A 15,832-nucleotide genomic window follows, 5' to 3' on the forward strand; every position below is an offset into this window, starting at 1 on the left:
GGCGCTGTCTTCATATGACAGCGCCTTTTCCCTTGCCATTTTTCGCATAAAATGCTATTATTTTAGCTATGGAAAACTAAAATTTAAATTTGAGTTTTCTTCTTTTGTTTCTCACAATTTAGGCACAATTGAATCCAAATGTTTTACATCCATTTTTTATATGGTATAGTAAAGTAGTATCATACTTACAGAAAGGACGGTCTTTCATGCAGGAAATCCTGGAAGGCATCGGCCAGTTTACGCTCCATGTCTTTGAACAAGTCGGCGTCATTGCCATCCTCTTTGGCCAGACCTTGCGTCAGCTGCCCAAGATCCAGCGCCGCCTGACCATCGCCCAGATGGCTCATCTCGGCGTCAATTCCCTGCCTATCGTCAGTCTGACCCTGCTCTTTGCCGGCATGGTCATGACCTTGCAGATCGTCGATATCCTGCTGCGCTATGGCGCCCAGTCGACGCTGGGCGGCGTCATGTCGGTCGCCATGGGCCGTGAACTCGGCCCGATTTTGACGGGCGTCGTCATGGCCGGCCGCGTCGGTGCGGCCATGACGGCAGAAATCGGGACGATGAAGGTTACGGAACAGATCGATGCCCTGCGCTGCATGGCCGTCAATCCCATTGCCTACCTCGTCGTACCGCGCTTCGTGGCCTGTGTCGTCATGGTGCCTATCCTGGCCTTTTACGGCTATGTCATCGGTACGGCCGGCGGCTACGGTGTAGCGACGCTGGGTGCCGGGCTCACGCATTTTACGTATATTAATTCCATTGAAATCTTTACCGAAGTCAGCGATGTCGTCTACGGTCTCATCAAGGCCATGTTCTTTGGCGGCATCATCGCTCTCGTCGCCTGTAATGAAGGCATGCATGCCAAGAGCGGTGCTGAAGGAGTCGGCCAGGCGACGACGAAGTCCGTCGTCACGTCGATTATTTTTATTTTTATCTGCAATTATATCTTATCGGTTCTATTGTATTGAGGAGCGCTATGATCCGTCTTCGCGATGTGACCGTCGCCTATGGCGACCGGGTCATACTAGACAACATCAATTTAGACATCCATCAGGGCGAAACGCTGGCCATCCTCGGTGCCAGCGGCTCGGGCAAGAGTACGATCCTGCGCCTGATCATCGGGTTGCAGAAGCCGACGAAAGGGCAGGTCTTCTTTCATGATGAAGACATTACCGCTTTCGATGAAGAACAGCTGACAGCCGTGCGCCGCCACATGGGCATGGTCTTTCAGTATTCGGCCCTCTTCGATTCCATGACCGTCGGCGAGAACGTCGCCTTTGGCCTGCGCCAGCATACGAAAGACGATGAAGCGACGATTCAGCGCATCGTCAAGGAAAAGTTGCGCCTCGTCGGCCTGGAAGGCATTGAAGACATGATGCCCAACGACTTGTCCGGCGGCATGAAGAAGCGTGTCAGCCTGGCCCGGGCCATCGCCCTGGACCCGCAGGTCATCCTTTACGACGAACCGACAGCCGGCCTGGACCCGCTGCGCTGTATGGATATCAACCGTCTGGTCGTCAGTATGCAGAAGCAGATCCATGCGACGTCAGTCATCGTCACCCATGATATGGACTCGGCTTTTTACGTCGCTGACCGCCTGGCTTATTTACAAGATGGGCGCTTCCGGCTCATAGCCGATAAAAAGACCTTTGCCCATACACAAGATGAGGAAGTGCAGCGCTTTATCCACGGCGGGCGTCTTCCGGAAGAAAGAGGGGATAGCCTATGAAGTGGAGTGCAGAAGCGAAGGTCGGCCTGGTCACCATCGTCGGCGTCCTCATCTTTACCTTTGTCGTCCTGACCCTGGCCCATGCTGAAATCTTCGGCAAGCCGGGCTTCGTCATCCATACGGAATTTAAAGATGCCAATGGCCTGCAAAAGGGCAATTCCGTCCGCTATGTCGGCGTCCATGTCGGCAAAGTCGAAAGCGTGAAACCGTCCCGCGACGGCGTCGATGTGGCTATGAAGCTGGAAAAGGGGACGGAAATCCCGCGTGATTCCAAAGTGACGATTACGACGGATGGCCTCCTCGGTGAAAAAATCGTAGCCATTACGCCGGGCAATGACAAGAACCACCTCCTCGCCGATGGCGATTACATCGACGGCAGCCAGGGCAAGACCATGGACGATATGATGGACAGTGCCGGCAAGCTCATGGGCAGTGCCGACGACATGGTGAAGAACATCAATGCCATCATCGGCGACGAAAAGACACAGGCTGCCATGCGCGGTTCCATCCAGAACATCGATGCCATTACGGGCAAGACCAGTCAGATGATGGATGCCAATGTCGGCAATATCCAGCAGATTACGGCCAATATGGCGGCCATGACAGCTCAGATGAACGCGTCCATGCAGAACCTCGATGGCGATGGCGCGGCTTCGGCCAATGTCCGGGCGACGGCGGCCAACATGAAGCAGATTACGGACCGTTTCCAGACCATTGCCCAGTCGATGGAAAAGATGACGACGGATCCGCAGACCCAGGCCAATATTCAGACGACGCTGAATAACACGGCCCAGATTACGACGAAAGTGAATAAAATCCTCGGCGGCACTTCGGACATCAAAGTCCAGGGGGAGGCCGGACTCCTATATAATACGACGAAGAATGAGACCAGCGGCACTGTAAATTTTAAGGTGTACCGTGGCGATACGTTTGGCCTCGTCGGGGCAGAGAACATCGGCAACGGTACGAACCTCAACCTGCAGTATGGCCGCCGGGGCCGCCTGTTCGACACGCGGGCCGGCCTGATCAACGGCGACCTCGGTGCCGGCTTCGACTTCTTCCAGGACGGGCCTTTCCGCCTGTCCCTGGAAGGATACGATCCCGATGACTGGCGCTTCCGCCTGAAAGCCCAGTACCGCCTGACGCCGGACCTCTATCTCTTCAGCCAGTTCACGCGGCCTATGAGTCGCAGTGACGGTGGCAATTATTATGGTATTAGTTACGCTTTTTAGCAGATTATAGAAATAAACGGGGGTACCCATGATGAACAACAAACTGTACAAGAAATTGGTCATCGCCATGATGATTACGACCATAAGCGCCGTCGCCGCGGCTTCGGCTGCGGATACGACGGCCTCTGTCCGTCCTGTCGACTTAGCTCAGGCCGAAAGCATCCAGGCCCGGGCCAAGGCAGAACAGCAGGAAATCAAGGCCGAAAAGGCCCAGCAGCGGAAGGCTGCCAGAGCCGAAGCCAAGGCTAAGAAAGCCGCCGATGCTGTCCGCCCTGTCGACATTACGCCGGAACTGCGCGAAGAACTGGCTCAGAAAATCGCTGACGATGCCGCTAAGAGCGCTGAAAAGGCAGCTGACAAGCGGGCAAAGAATCAGGAAATCGATCCGGTCATCGTCATCGGCCGCGTACCGACCAATGGCACTGTCGATTTGAATCTGCCTAAGACCGTCCAGATGGCCCTCGACTATAACCGGGATATCAAGAACTCCCAGTACGCCCTGAAAAAGGCAGAATATGCCATTAATCAGGCCCAGGCCGGCAAAAAGCCGACTGTCGATTATAACTTTGGCGCCCAGCGCAGCCGGGCTACGGATGCTGCTACCTATAGCCGTGCTGCCAGCCTGATGGGGAGCGCCAATAGTATCAGCAATGCTTTTTCTAATGGCATTTCCGTCAACATTCCGCTGTATACCGGCGGGCTCGTTGAAGGTAAAATTGACGTCGCTAAATTAGGCAAGACCAATGCCCAGGAAGAAATCCTGCGCGTCGAACAGGCGACGAAATATTCGGCCATCGAAGGCTACTATGGCCTCCTGGCTTATCAGGAACTGCAAGGCGTCTACCACGAAGCCGTCGACAACCTCCAGGGACACTTGGATAACGTCCAGGCCCAGTACAACGTCGGCACCAAGGCCAAAGTCGACGTCCTCTCGTCGGATGTTTCCCTGGCCAATGCCAAGACGACGGCCATTACGGCAGACAACAACGTGGCCATTGCCGAATCGAACTTGAACAATATCCTCGGCCTGCCCTTGGAAACGAAGCTCAACCTGGCCGACCATCAGCTGCCTTTCGATACCTATAATATTTCCCTTCAGGAAGCGATGGACTACGCCATGAAGTATCGGCCGGAAGTCCTCCAGGCAGCCATTGCCGTCCAGGAAGCGGAACGCAGTATCGACATCGCTGATGCCGGCAATAAACCGACTGTAGCCATTACTGGCGGCAATGACTGGGCTGACAACACCTTCCCCGGCATCGATGCCAATAAGAGAAGCTGGAAGGTAGCAGCTGGCGTAACCTATAATTTCTATGATGGCGGCGCTACCAAGGCTAAAGTCAACCAGGCCAAACAGGACCTCCTCGTCGCCCGGGAAACGGAACAGAAGACCCGTGAATCGGTCCAGCTCCAGGTCAAGCAGGCCTACCTCAACATCCGCAGTGCGGCCCAGAAGGTTGAAGAAACGCAGACCGTCGTCGACCAGGCCCGTGAAAATTACCGTATCCAGAACATCCGTTACCAGGCCGGTGTCGGCATCAACCTGGACGTCCTCGATGCCCAGTTGAGCCTCAACCAAGCCCAGGTCAACCATATCCAGGCCTTGTACGACTACAACGTCGGCATTGCCAAACTGGAACAGGTCATGGGCGTCGATGTCGAATCGGGCGTCATCCATCCGTCCTTGACGGCGACGACCTATCGCGGTTAAATGATTTTTAAAGAAGGCGTGGCAGGTTTTTAACAATTTCACTGGGACTACTTGCCATTTGTCATCTATTCCTTGATTTTCTTCAACTCCATAGGTAGAATAAAGAGAGAATTGTAACGTACGATTCTCTCTTTTTTATATGCGGAGATTAATTATGAAGAAAAAATGGATGGCTGCCTGCGGGGTCACGGCCTTCTTTCTGTCTGCAGGGATTGCCTTGTGGATGGAAAAGCCGGCATTGACCCAGATGGCGGGCCAGGCAATTACGACAACTGCAAACAGTAAATTGAACGGAACCTTGTCGTTTTCTTCACTGGATATATCCTTGAAAGGCCAGCTGGTCCTGGCCAAGCCGGTCATTAGAGATACACAAGGGCGGGTCGTCATCGAAGGGGATGCCGTCCGGGTCTACGTCAATCCCGGAAAAATCGTGAATGCCTTGAAGCAGGGCGAAATCCTGCAGGCCCTGGATACGGCTGACGTCGACAATCCGGTCCTGCACCTGTGGCAGAATGAAGACGACGGTACGTGGAACATGGCCTCGCTCATCAAGAAAGACCAGCGCCAGACCGATGCCGGCTTCCGCGGGGCCATCAACGTCCACAACGGAACCATTGATGCTGTGCTGCCGGACAGTACGGCCGTCATGGGGCAGAACGTCAACGGCAGCGTCTCCTTTGCCGGATATCCGTCCATGGCTATCGATGCGTCCATGACCGTCGATGGACAGAAGGTCACGGCCCACGGTACGTATGCCTCGAACCGCCAGTATGACTTCACCTTCAGCGCCGATGCTGTCAATGGGACCTACGCCTCGTCGTTCATCCCGGCGTCGGCCGATGTCGTCATTCGCAGCGGGACTGTAGAGAACGTCAAGGTGCGCGTCGCCGACAGTCATAACGGCTTTTTCCTGTCCGGCCAGGCCGATGTGACCGACGGCCATGTCACTGTCCAGGGACTCGATGTGGATGGCCTGAAAGGTCATGCCGCTTTGACGACCCAGGATATTACCTTGTCTGGTGTCGAAGGCCGCGTCAACGGCCAGGATTTCCGCGTCGGCGGGACCATCGTGACCAACGGTGACACGCCCGTGTTTAATTTGAATGTCGACGTCCCCGGTGCTGATGTGACGGCCTTTGCCGATTACCTGCCGGCGGCCGTCAGCGGAACCGCTGGTTTCCAAGGGACGGTCTGGGGAACGCCACAAGATGTGAGCGCCCGCGGTACGGCGTCCCTGCATGACGTGACCTATGACGGCTATACTGTCGATGAAGTCCGGGCCGACCTGGCGTATAGCCACGACCGCGTCGACATCGCTTCCTTGTCAGCCCAGGCTTATGGCGCCTCCCTGACGGGGAAGGGCGTCTATGACGTCCGGAGCGGGGCTTACGAAGCTGACGCTGACGTCCAGGGCCTGGACTTATCGGCCCTGCCCGGTGTGCCCGCAGCTGTCATGGGAAACTTGTCAGCCTCGCTCCATGCAGCCGGCAACAGCCAGGACGGTTCTATCGTGGCGACGGGCCAGGTGAAGGCGTCGGATCTGTCCTATAATGGTCTGACTGTCGATACGGCAGCCGGCGACGTGGCCTATGATGGTCGTATCGTGACCTTGCGCAGTGGCCATGCTGAGGCAGGCGGGGGCAGTGTCGACGTCAGCGGTTCCTATGACGTCGACAGCCAGACGCCGCATCTGACCTTTACCGGCCATGACCTGCCCCTGGATATGGCTTCGCCTTTCGTATCCCTTCCTTTATCGGGGACAGCGGACCTTTCCGGCCATGTCGACGGATCGCAATGGGATGTGGCCTTCAGTGCCAGCCAGGGCCAGATCAAAGGCGTTCCCTTTGACAGCCTGGATGGTACGGCTCGCGGTCAGGGCAGCCGCATCGAAATTCCCGCCCTCTATTGGCGCCGCGGCGACGGGACCCATGTCCTGACCGGTCAGGCCGACCTCGATGCCCGCACGGTACAGGCGGTGCTGACGACGTCGCATATGCGCATCGAACAGCTCCTGCCGGCAGTGGGCAAAGAAGACCTGCCCCTGACGGGCTGGGCTGACAACACGATTACCCTCAGCGGCAGTTTGGATAATCCGACGGCTTCCGGATCTTTCCGCCTGTCCAGCGGCTCCTATGCCGGCTATCTGTACAAGAATATCAGCGCCGACTACCGGCTGGATAATGGTACGGTCTATTTATCCAACGGGGATATTTCCTCCTATACGGCGTCCCTGGCCCTGTCCGGTTCTGTCGGCGATACGCTGGATCTCGATTTGACCGGCAGACATGTCGACATCGCCCGCCTGATTCCCCAGAATAAGACGCCCCGCAGCGGTTACTTCGACATCCAGGCCCATATCGGCGGCAGCCTGGACAATCCGACGGCGGCCGGTTCCCTGAAGGCAGCGAACCTGGTCATCAACCACATGGTCTTAAACGATATCCACGGCGATTTCGCCTATTACGACGACCTGCTGCGCCTGACGGACCTTCATTTCGCCCAGCTCGGCGGGGTGTATGACGGCAATCTGCTGTATAACACGCAGTCGTCTCTCCTGCGGGGCAAGGCGACCGTCGTCAATGGTGATATTGCCGGCCTTCTCAAGGTGGCAGCCCTGCCCGTACAGGATGTGGCAGGCAAGCTGAATGGTCAGATCGACATCAGCGGAACCAGTGACAATCCGACGGTCTCCATGAAAGGGAATATCCGCGACGGCTCGTTCGGCGGCCAGCCTGTCGAACCGGCCGATATCGATGTCCAGATGGAAAACGGTGTTGTCCATCTGAACAAGGCGGCCTTGCACATCGGCAACAGCGTCCTGGCGGCCCAAGGGACCTATGCCCTGCACGGCCCAGTGAAATTGTCCGTCGCAGCCAAACAGTTCCCGGCCAAAGCCTTGACCGATGTTCTCGGCCAGAACGGGTTCGTCGTCGATGCGCCCATCGATTTTGCAGCCGACCTGAGCGGTACCGGCGATGACCTCCAGGCCGACGTATCGGCGCAATTAGGCAGCGGCACGGCCAATGGCATTGCCTTTAGCGGCGCCTATGCCCTGTTCAACATCCGCAACGGCATGATTACGGTCCAGCAGGCCAGCGGCAGCCGCGATCCCTATAAGGTCAGCGCCAGCGGGACCATTCCTGTCAGTGCCTTGAAAGGCGGCCAGACAAGTGAATCCATGGACCTCGACGTCCGCCTCGACAACGCCGGTCTCGATATCCTGACCTTCCTGACACCCTATGTCACGGAAGCCTCCGGCCCCATCCAGGGCGGCATCAAAGTCAGCGGTACCCTCGATGCACCGCGGGTCAACGGCGATATTGCCATTAAAAATGGGACAATCCGCTTCAAAGATACCCAGTATCCCCTGGCGGACATCAACGCTGATTTGGCCTTTAAGGGAAATTCAGCCGTCCTCAGCGGCAGCGGGACTATGGACAAAAAAGGGAAGAAGAACCCCGGCCGTGTCAGCCTCGACGGCCAGGCCTCCTGGAGCGGCCGCAGCCTGGATACGTATTCCCTGGCTGCCGACCTTTCCGGCCTTTACCTGGATTGCCCTTATTACGAAGGGCCCCTGACCGGGTATCTCCGTGTCGAACCGGGCGACGGGCGGCCGAAAGTCAGCGGCCTCATGCAGGTTGACAATACGACTGTCGACATCCCCCTGTCCCTGGCCAGCAGCAGTGACGGCCCCGATTTGGATCTGGACTTTACCCTGACTTTGGGTAACAAAGTTCGGCTTTACAGTCCGGCCTTGTATGACTTGATGGTCAACGGGTCGGTTACCTTTAAGGGGAACCTCAATCATCCACAGCCATCGGGCCGTTTTGAAGCGACAAGGGGCACGGTTCACTATTTGGATACCAATTTCCGCGTGACCAAGGCCAAAGCCGATTTCTCGCGGTATGACTCGTTCCTGCCCTATATCGATGCCGAAGGATTCAGCCGCGTCGGCCAGTACAACGTCATGCTGACTTTGCGCGGCCGGGCCGATAACATGGACCTCATGCTCCGGTCTGACCCGCCGCTGACGAAACCGCAGATCGTATCGCTCATTACCCTGCGCAACGGTGATGAACGGCCTCAGAGTTCCCTCAATGCCGAAGATGTAGACAGCCTTATCGGCTCGGGTATCCGCATGACCCTGAACAGCTTGGGCATTACCCAGAGTCTGGAAAGGGCCTTGTCGTTAGATATGCTCACCGTGACCAATGGCTCACTCGATTTGAATGACCGCAATACGGATATGAGCCGCAACTACTATAACATTGAAATGGGGAAATACCTGTTCAACGACTTCATGGTCACAGCGGCCTTCGGCCTCAACCACGGCGACGACCGCTTCGGTGTCATGTACGACTTGGGGCGGAACTTCAGCGTCAATGCCTGGACATCGGACGATAACCAATTCATCGGCGGCGTATACAAATATTCATTTTGATTCCGTATATGTGGTCATGCCGTTGCATCCGGCGATTGATTGCAGGACGCCATACAGGAATAACGGGAAAGCAACATGTCCTGAAGCGGGCTTGCCACGTGCAAGCCCTTACAGCTGGGACACAGGCGTTGGGTACACCGTTGCTTCCTCGGTATATGTGTGGATACGCCATTGCCTTTGTAGGGGCGCCTGCGTGGGGCGCCCGTCCCTGTATATGTGTGAATTCCATTTGAATGAAAAGGTGGTGAAAGGCCATGTTAGACGATTATCTGAAAGAACTGCAAAAAATAACCCTCCTCGAACCCGACGAAGAACGGGCCTTGTGGCAGGCATATAAGGACAATGGGGATATGATGGCCCGGAGCCGCCTCATCGAACAGTACCAGCCGCTGGTCTTCAAGGAAACCATGCGCTGGCACATCCATCGCGACATCTTGTCCGACGCCCTGCAGGAAGGGACGCTGGGCCTCATGGAAGCCGTAGAACGTTATGACTACCGCCGCGGCGTGGCCTTTCCCTTATTTGCCGTCCATCGTATCCGCGGGGCCATCCTCGATTATTTGAAACGCGAAGGTGCCGTCAGCGCCGTATCCCTCGACGAACCCGATGAACGAGGCGTGACCCTGCAGGATACGCTCTGCGACGAGGAACAGGACCCGGCAGAGGCGACGAGCCGCCAGCTGCTGCTGGAAAAGGTCGGCCATGTCCTGAAACGGCTGCCCGAAAAGGAGCAGGCCGTCGTCGAAGGCGTATACCTGAACGATGTCGAACAGAAGCACCTGGCCAAGAGCCTGGACATCAGCCTGCCTTATGTCTATCGCCTGCAGAAACGGGGTATCCGCCGCGTCCGCGGCATGCTCAGCCGGTTCATCCATGAGAGCCGCCACTAAAAAAATTTTACATTTTCTTAAAATTGGCCCGTTTTTAGGTGAAAAGAATCGGAAAATGCTGTAAAATATAGATTATGGCATGTTTTTGCGCCCTTTTGCAGGTATAAAATCATATAGCCCTTCCCGACTTTATAAGGGTATTCGTTTAGGCAGAAAGGAGAGGGCTGTATGAAACATTCCCAGCGCGATACGGTTCATCGGGTCCGGGCCGTCCGGTCCTGGCTGGAAAAGGCGGAAGCTTCGTTTGATAAAGAGTCCGATATCAAAGGCGAACTCAATCTGATGCTGGCCGAAGCAGAAATGAAGAATCTGCGCAAACACCATCCCGTCAGCAAAGGCTGGCTGCGGACCGGTGCCGTCATTACAGCTCTTTTCCTGGCCCTGGGCGGCTGGTATGGATTCCATCTGTATGGACAGGGGGCATCGCCACCTGTCATGGGAACTGTCACCCCTGCGCCGGCAGTCGGGAAGGCAGCTGGCCAGGGCTCGGCAGCTAAGGCCGCGCCTGCAGCAGAGCCAGTCCCGGCCGAGGAGGTACCGCCTCCTGCCCCGGCCATACCGGCACCGCCAGCGGAGCCAGCAGCCCCTGCCACCCCGGATAGGGACGAACCTATGGTACAGCCCGCCGCGACGGCTGTCACCGCACCAGCGACGCCAGTGCAGTCAGCGCCGGCTCCGGTGCGGACAGAAACGAAGGCAGTCTTATCGGACCGCCAGGTACAAGCTACGGTACAAGAAGCACGTCATACTTTGCGCGGTACGAGTACGACAAAATAGATAATGGAGGATTTTTATGAATATGCGGAAAAAGAAACTCCTCGCCCTGATGGTAACCAGTGCGATGATGACCTGCCCTGTTTGGGCTGAAGATACGACTGCGGCGACCGGTTACGAGTCGTCCGGCAGCCAGACTGTTACGTCTGGCTCGGCAGCCGCTCCGGTAGACGATCAGAAAACGGCCGTCAATACCGTGACGACCTCTCCCGATGATGCGACGAAAGAAGACGCCATGAAGGCTGCTAAATCGGGCCTGACCGGTTATGAAACGGCAGAAGAACTGGCTGCCATTGCCGCCGGCAAGAGTCCGGAAGCGGTTCAGCAGGAAACAGCCGAAGCCGTCCACAAGGAAAATGAAATCCTCAATCCGGCTCCTGTCGATACGACGCCGAAGATTAGCGGCGATAAAGTCAGCTATATGAGCGGTACCAGCGATATGCAGTTCGATACATCCATCCCTGGCTATCCCATGGCGGTCATCCAGCCTGGCCAGGATGTATCCCTGCCTTATGGTGAAGCCGTCAGCGATGCCGATTTGAAACCTTATGTCGACAAGGTAGCTACGGCCGTTACCGTCGGTCCCGTCCCGGAAGCCCAGATTGAACAGAAACTCTTGCCTCAGCTGGCTATGCGCGTCGGCGATGCCATCAACATGGACTACATCCGCCACGACCTCAACGTCATCGGGGCGACGGGCCTGTTCTCGACGGTCAAGCCGGCCTTTACGACCATACCGGAAGGCGTTGCCCTGAACTATACAGTCCAGATGAATCCGGTCGTCAAGAAAATCGACATCGTCGGCAACGAATCGATCAGCACGGCGGACTTGATGAAACTCGTCGCCACGACGCCGGGAACGACGCTCAACACGGCTGTCGTCAGCCATGACGTGGCCAATATCAACTCGGCCTTTGCCAATGCCGGTTATATGATGAGCCGCGTCTCCGATGTCCGCCTCGACGATGAAGGGACGCTGCATCTGGCGATTTCTGAACCGCGTATTGAAAATATCAACCTTCGCGGCAATACCAAGACCAAGAATAAAGTTATCATGCGCGAACTGCGCATGAAGAAAGGCGATATCTTCAACAAGAACGCCGCCAGCCGCAGTATCCAGCGCGTCTATAACACGGGCTATTTTGAAGACGTCAACGTCCGCCTCCTGCCGGGCCAGCGCAATCCGAAAGACGTCATCGTCGAAATCGATGTCACCGAACAGAAGACCGGGTCGGTCACCATCGGTGCCGGCTACTCCGATTCGGATGGCCTCGTCGGTATCCTCGGCCTGGCTGAAACGAACCTGCGCGGTACGGGCGATAAGGCCAATATCAGCTGGGAATTTGGCGGCAATACGGATACCAATAAGAACTATATCTTCTCGTATACCCATCCCTACCTCAACGATGCCGGCGACTCCATCGGCTTCAGCATCTTCGACCGCGAATCGGAATACGACGACTATGATGAAAAAGGTGATTCTAAGGCTGAATACGACCGCCGGACCAATGGTTTTAACGTCACGTACGGCCGCGTCCGCAGCGAATACGTCAGCGACTACATCACGTTGGAAACGAAGCGGACAAAATATGTTAGTTGGGATAGCGGATACAACTACCGCGATTGGCAGAATAATACAGATCCAGAATTTCCTTCAATATACCGAAATTACTTGAAAAATAACTTTGGCCGCACGAACAGCATGACCTGGTCTCACGTCTTCGATAACCGCGACAACGTCTACGATCCGACGAAAGGCAAGCGCCTGTCCTTTACGGGGACCTGGGCTGGCCACGGCATGGGCGGCGACTTCGACTACTTCAAGTTCATCGCCGAAAACCGCCTGTACTATAAAGTCGGCCGGGCCCACGTCATCGCCGTCCGCCTCATGGGTGGTATCGCTACCGGCGATATGCCGTACAACGACCTGTTCACCCTCGGTGGCGCCGACAACCTGCGCGGCTATGAAGATGACGAATTTCGCGGCAACAAGATGTACGAAGCGACTGTCGAATACCGCTATCCCATTGCCAAGAAGATCCAGGGCGTCGTCTTTACCGACGTGGGCAATGCCTGGGGCGGCGTAGAAAACATCCCCTGGTACCATGAAAACAACAAACTCCACTACTCCGGAGGCTTGGGCTTCCGCATTACGACGCCGATCGGTCCGATCCGCCTGGATTATGCCGTAGGCCAGGATGGCGGCAAGTTCCACTTCAGCTTTGGCGGTAAGTTCTAAGACAATGAAAGGTCGTGGATGATGAAAATCCGCACTTGTTTATTGACTGTCTGTGCCGTCTGTGCTAGTCTTAGTAGTGCTATAGCAGCATCGGTAGAACAAGTGACGGTCCATGTCGCCTCCGTAGAGGAGGCGATTCCGCCATTAGTAGAGAAACGAATTGCTGCCAGCATCCAAACTGTAGGGAACCACGTATTCCTCAATCACGACAGCGATGAAATCGCCAGCCGTCATGAGGCATACGAGCGAACCGTCAACGATATCATCAATCGCGTCCTCATCGGCTATACGGTGGAATCCATTGCCATCCGGCCGGGCAGCCGGACAGATTTGGATGTACGCATCCGCCCTTGGGGCGATACGATCCGCAACGTCCGCTTCGCCGTCGACTACGGAGCCTTGCCGAAAATGGGGCAGGAACTGGTCGATAAAGACCTGGAACATGCCGGGGACATGGCCGAAAGCCTGCTCATCGGCCTGCCTGTCGATGCCCTGGACTGGGCTAACGGCGCCGTCAAATCGGTCCTGGAAAATGAACTGGAAGAACGGGTGCCGGAATTTTATCCGCACATCGTCATCCACGGCGGTCCGGAAACGGACGTCACCGTCTACATGCTGCCCAAGCTGCCTGTCGTGCGCAACGTCCGCGTGGCTATCAAGGGCGACGATGTACCGAAGGTCATCTTCCTCAGCGCCCGCAACCAGCTGGAACGGACCTATGCCGGCCTGGCTGGCCTGCCCGTGGCTTTTGTCCGGCGCCATGAACGGGATATTGCCGAAGCCTTGCAGGGCGATGTCCAGCGCCAGTGGGTCGTCAAGAACTACGGACTGCACGTGACGCCGTCCTTGTCGCTCGGTGAGGATACGGCCATCGACCTTACGTCACAGACGGCTTTTTACGACATCCGCGGCGGCGCCTATATCGACGCCGGCCGTGACCACAGCAGCGACGACGATACGGTCCTCATGGCCCATGTGGGCCGTAAGATTGGCAGCCATCACGAAGTGTACGGTGCCGTCAAGTTCATGCCGTCTTCCCTGGACTGGAACTTCATGCCCGGCTACTTTTACCGCTTCCGCAGCGGGACCCAGGCGGGATACCAGTTCGAAAGCCTCGACGACAGCCAGCACCTGTGGCTGCGCCAGCCCTTGGGAGGGCGCTGGACCTTGCGCTATGACCGTGATCTGACCCATGACGATTCCGAAGTGGGCCTTCACTATCGCGTCGATGATTATGTCGGTTTGGAATATATCGTGTCCGACCATGATGCTTGGCTCCGGATTATCGGTTATTTGTAATACAAAGGAGAAGTTTTATTATGATGTCTGAAATGGGTAAGAAACGCAATATCAAGATTTTTTCGGCTGTCATCGCAGCTATCTTCGTCTTCAGTGTCGCCGGCCTGGCTATCATGCAGACGGGCAACCCTGTCAATGCGGCTCCGTCGAGCAACATCGGCGTCGTCGATACGAGCAAGATCATTACGCCGGATAATCAGGATGCCGTTGCGGCACAGAAACAGCTCCAGCAGGCTGGCGAAGACATGCAGAAACAGTTCGAACAGCAGTCGGCCGGCATGGATGACCAGCAGAAACAGCAGCTCTTCCAGAAAATGCAGGGGGAACTGGCCACGAAACGCCAGGAAATTTTCAAAGGCATCAAAGATAAAGTCGACAACGCCGTCAGCGATGTCGCCAAGACCAAAGGCCTGAGCCTCGTCGTCGACAAGAGCGTCGTCCTCTATGGTGGTACGGACATTACCGACCAGGTCGCTAAAGAACTGAACAAGAACTCCGGTTCCAGCAGCTCCGACAGCAGCTCCAGCAATTCCAGCAGTTCGGACAGCTCCAGCAGCAACCAGTAAGGAGTCTTTATGAAACGGATATATGCGGCAGCCGGTGCCGCGGTCCTCATGGCCTGTCTTGTGGCAGGCGGGTGGTTCTTCAGCCATCGCAGCCATCCGGCCCCTTCGACAGCAGCGACGCCGGTCTATGCCTATGCAGACCTGGAACACGTCGTCATGAGCCATCCGCGCTATAGCGAGTATCACCATTTAGAATTGGAGTACAATGCTATGGTTGCCCAATATCAGTTTGAACAGTGGAATTATTCCCAGAAGGCAGCCGCCGAAGGGAGGTCAGTCCAGAACTTCGCCGCAGCCGATGCCGCCGGTTCTGCCGCCCTCGACCAGGAATTACAGGCCAAAGTCGCCCTCAAACAGAATGAGCTCAACAATCGCCTGAAGCAGCGGTACGATTCGCTCGTCCAGGAAAAGAAGACGACGACGCCTGTCATTTCCCAGGCCGATACCTTGAAGATCGTCAATCTCCAGTTGAAACTGAAGACCCTGTCCCTGTCCAAAGAAGAGCGGGCAGCGACAGAAGAACAGCTCCAGGCCCTGCTCAAAGGCAGCCAGGCCGACGTCCGGGTGACGACGCGGACTGCCGATGAAATCGCCGCCCTCATGGCCCCGGCCAAGGCCCAGGCCAAGAAGGAACTCGACGACTATGCCCAGCAGGTCAAGAAAGACCTGGAAGGGCGCAAGACCGACAGCCAGCAGGTCTTCCAGCAGCAGCTGGGCGTCTTGCAGGACCGGCCGGAACCGGCTGTGTGGAACAAGGAATGGAAAGACAAGCTCGATGCGAAAGAAAAAGAAATGAAAGATGTGAAAGACGCCATCATGGCAGATATCCGCGATAAAGCCGCCGATGTCGCCCAGGAACAGGGCTACGATATGATCTTCTCCAACTATGAAGGCATCGGCACGGCTACGGATGTCACAGATGATATTATTGCCAAGTTGGCATAACAG

11 protein-coding genes are annotated in these 15,832 nt (G+C 56.2%); all 11 read left to right on the top strand.

Translation table 11 applies throughout. From position 1 onward, the window contains the following. Positions 1-206: 206 nt before the first annotated feature. Positions 207-971, top strand: a complete 765-nt coding sequence (locus NOS26_RS06145; protein ID WP_014015868.1) for an ABC transporter permease — start codon at positions 207-209, stop codon at positions 969-971. Positions 972-979: 8 nt separating this feature from the next. Beyond that, positions 980-1,732 carry an ABC transporter ATP-binding protein gene (locus NOS26_RS06150; RefSeq protein ID WP_022498223.1) on the top strand — a complete coding sequence of 251 codons (753 nt, stop codon included), beginning with the start codon at positions 980-982 and terminating at the stop codon, positions 1,730-1,732. Further along, positions 1,729-2,964, top strand: a complete 1,236-nt coding sequence (locus NOS26_RS06155) for an MlaD family protein (protein ID WP_255917409.1) — start codon at positions 1,729-1,731, stop codon at positions 2,962-2,964. The genes NOS26_RS06150 and NOS26_RS06155 overlap by 4 nt, the downstream gene beginning before the upstream one ends. Before the next feature lie 28 nt (positions 2,965-2,992). Next, the gene (locus tag NOS26_RS06160) at positions 2,993-4,675 is read left to right on the top strand and encodes a TolC family protein (protein ID WP_240936546.1); all 1,683 of its coding nucleotides are present in this window, start codon (positions 2,993-2,995) and stop codon (positions 4,673-4,675) included. A gap of 154 nt (positions 4,676-4,829) precedes the next feature. Further along, positions 4,830-9,116 (top strand): translocation/assembly module TamB domain-containing protein, encoded by a 4,287-nt coding sequence (locus tag NOS26_RS06165; RefSeq protein WP_255917411.1) that lies wholly within the window; start codon positions 4,830-4,832, stop codon positions 9,114-9,116. Positions 9,117-9,370: 254 nt separating this feature from the next. Next, complete coding sequence (locus tag NOS26_RS06170; protein WP_014015873.1) at positions 9,371-10,006, top strand: sigma-70 family RNA polymerase sigma factor; 636 nt, start codon at positions 9,371-9,373, stop codon at positions 10,004-10,006. A 168-nt stretch (positions 10,007-10,174) separates the two neighbouring features. Further along, entirely contained in the window at positions 10,175-10,783 is a 609-nt protein-coding gene (locus NOS26_RS06175; RefSeq protein ID WP_255917412.1) for a hypothetical protein, read from the top strand. Between the two features lie 16 nt (positions 10,784-10,799). Next, positions 10,800-13,019: an outer membrane protein assembly factor gene (locus tag NOS26_RS06180; RefSeq protein WP_255917413.1), complete on the top strand. Its 2,220-nt coding sequence runs from the start codon at positions 10,800-10,802 to the stop codon at positions 13,017-13,019. A gap of 18 nt (positions 13,020-13,037) precedes the next feature. Then, complete coding sequence (locus NOS26_RS06185; RefSeq protein ID WP_255917414.1) at positions 13,038-14,318, top strand: hypothetical protein; 1,281 nt, start codon at positions 13,038-13,040, stop codon at positions 14,316-14,318. 20 nt (positions 14,319-14,338) lie between these two features. After that, on the top strand, positions 14,339-14,884 hold the full coding sequence (locus NOS26_RS06190) for an OmpH family outer membrane protein (protein WP_255917415.1): 546 nt from the start codon (positions 14,339-14,341) through the stop codon (positions 14,882-14,884). Positions 14,885-14,893: 9 nt separating this feature from the next. Beyond that, the gene (locus tag NOS26_RS06195) at positions 14,894-15,829 is read left to right on the top strand and encodes an OmpH family outer membrane protein (protein ID WP_255917416.1); all 936 of its coding nucleotides are present in this window, start codon (positions 14,894-14,896) and stop codon (positions 15,827-15,829) included. Positions 15,830-15,832 lie beyond the last annotated feature (3 nt).

The organism is Megasphaera sp. SC8-1, assembly GCF_024436295.1.
Lineage (GTDB): Bacteria > Bacillota > Negativicutes > Veillonellales > Megasphaeraceae > Megasphaera > Megasphaera elsdenii.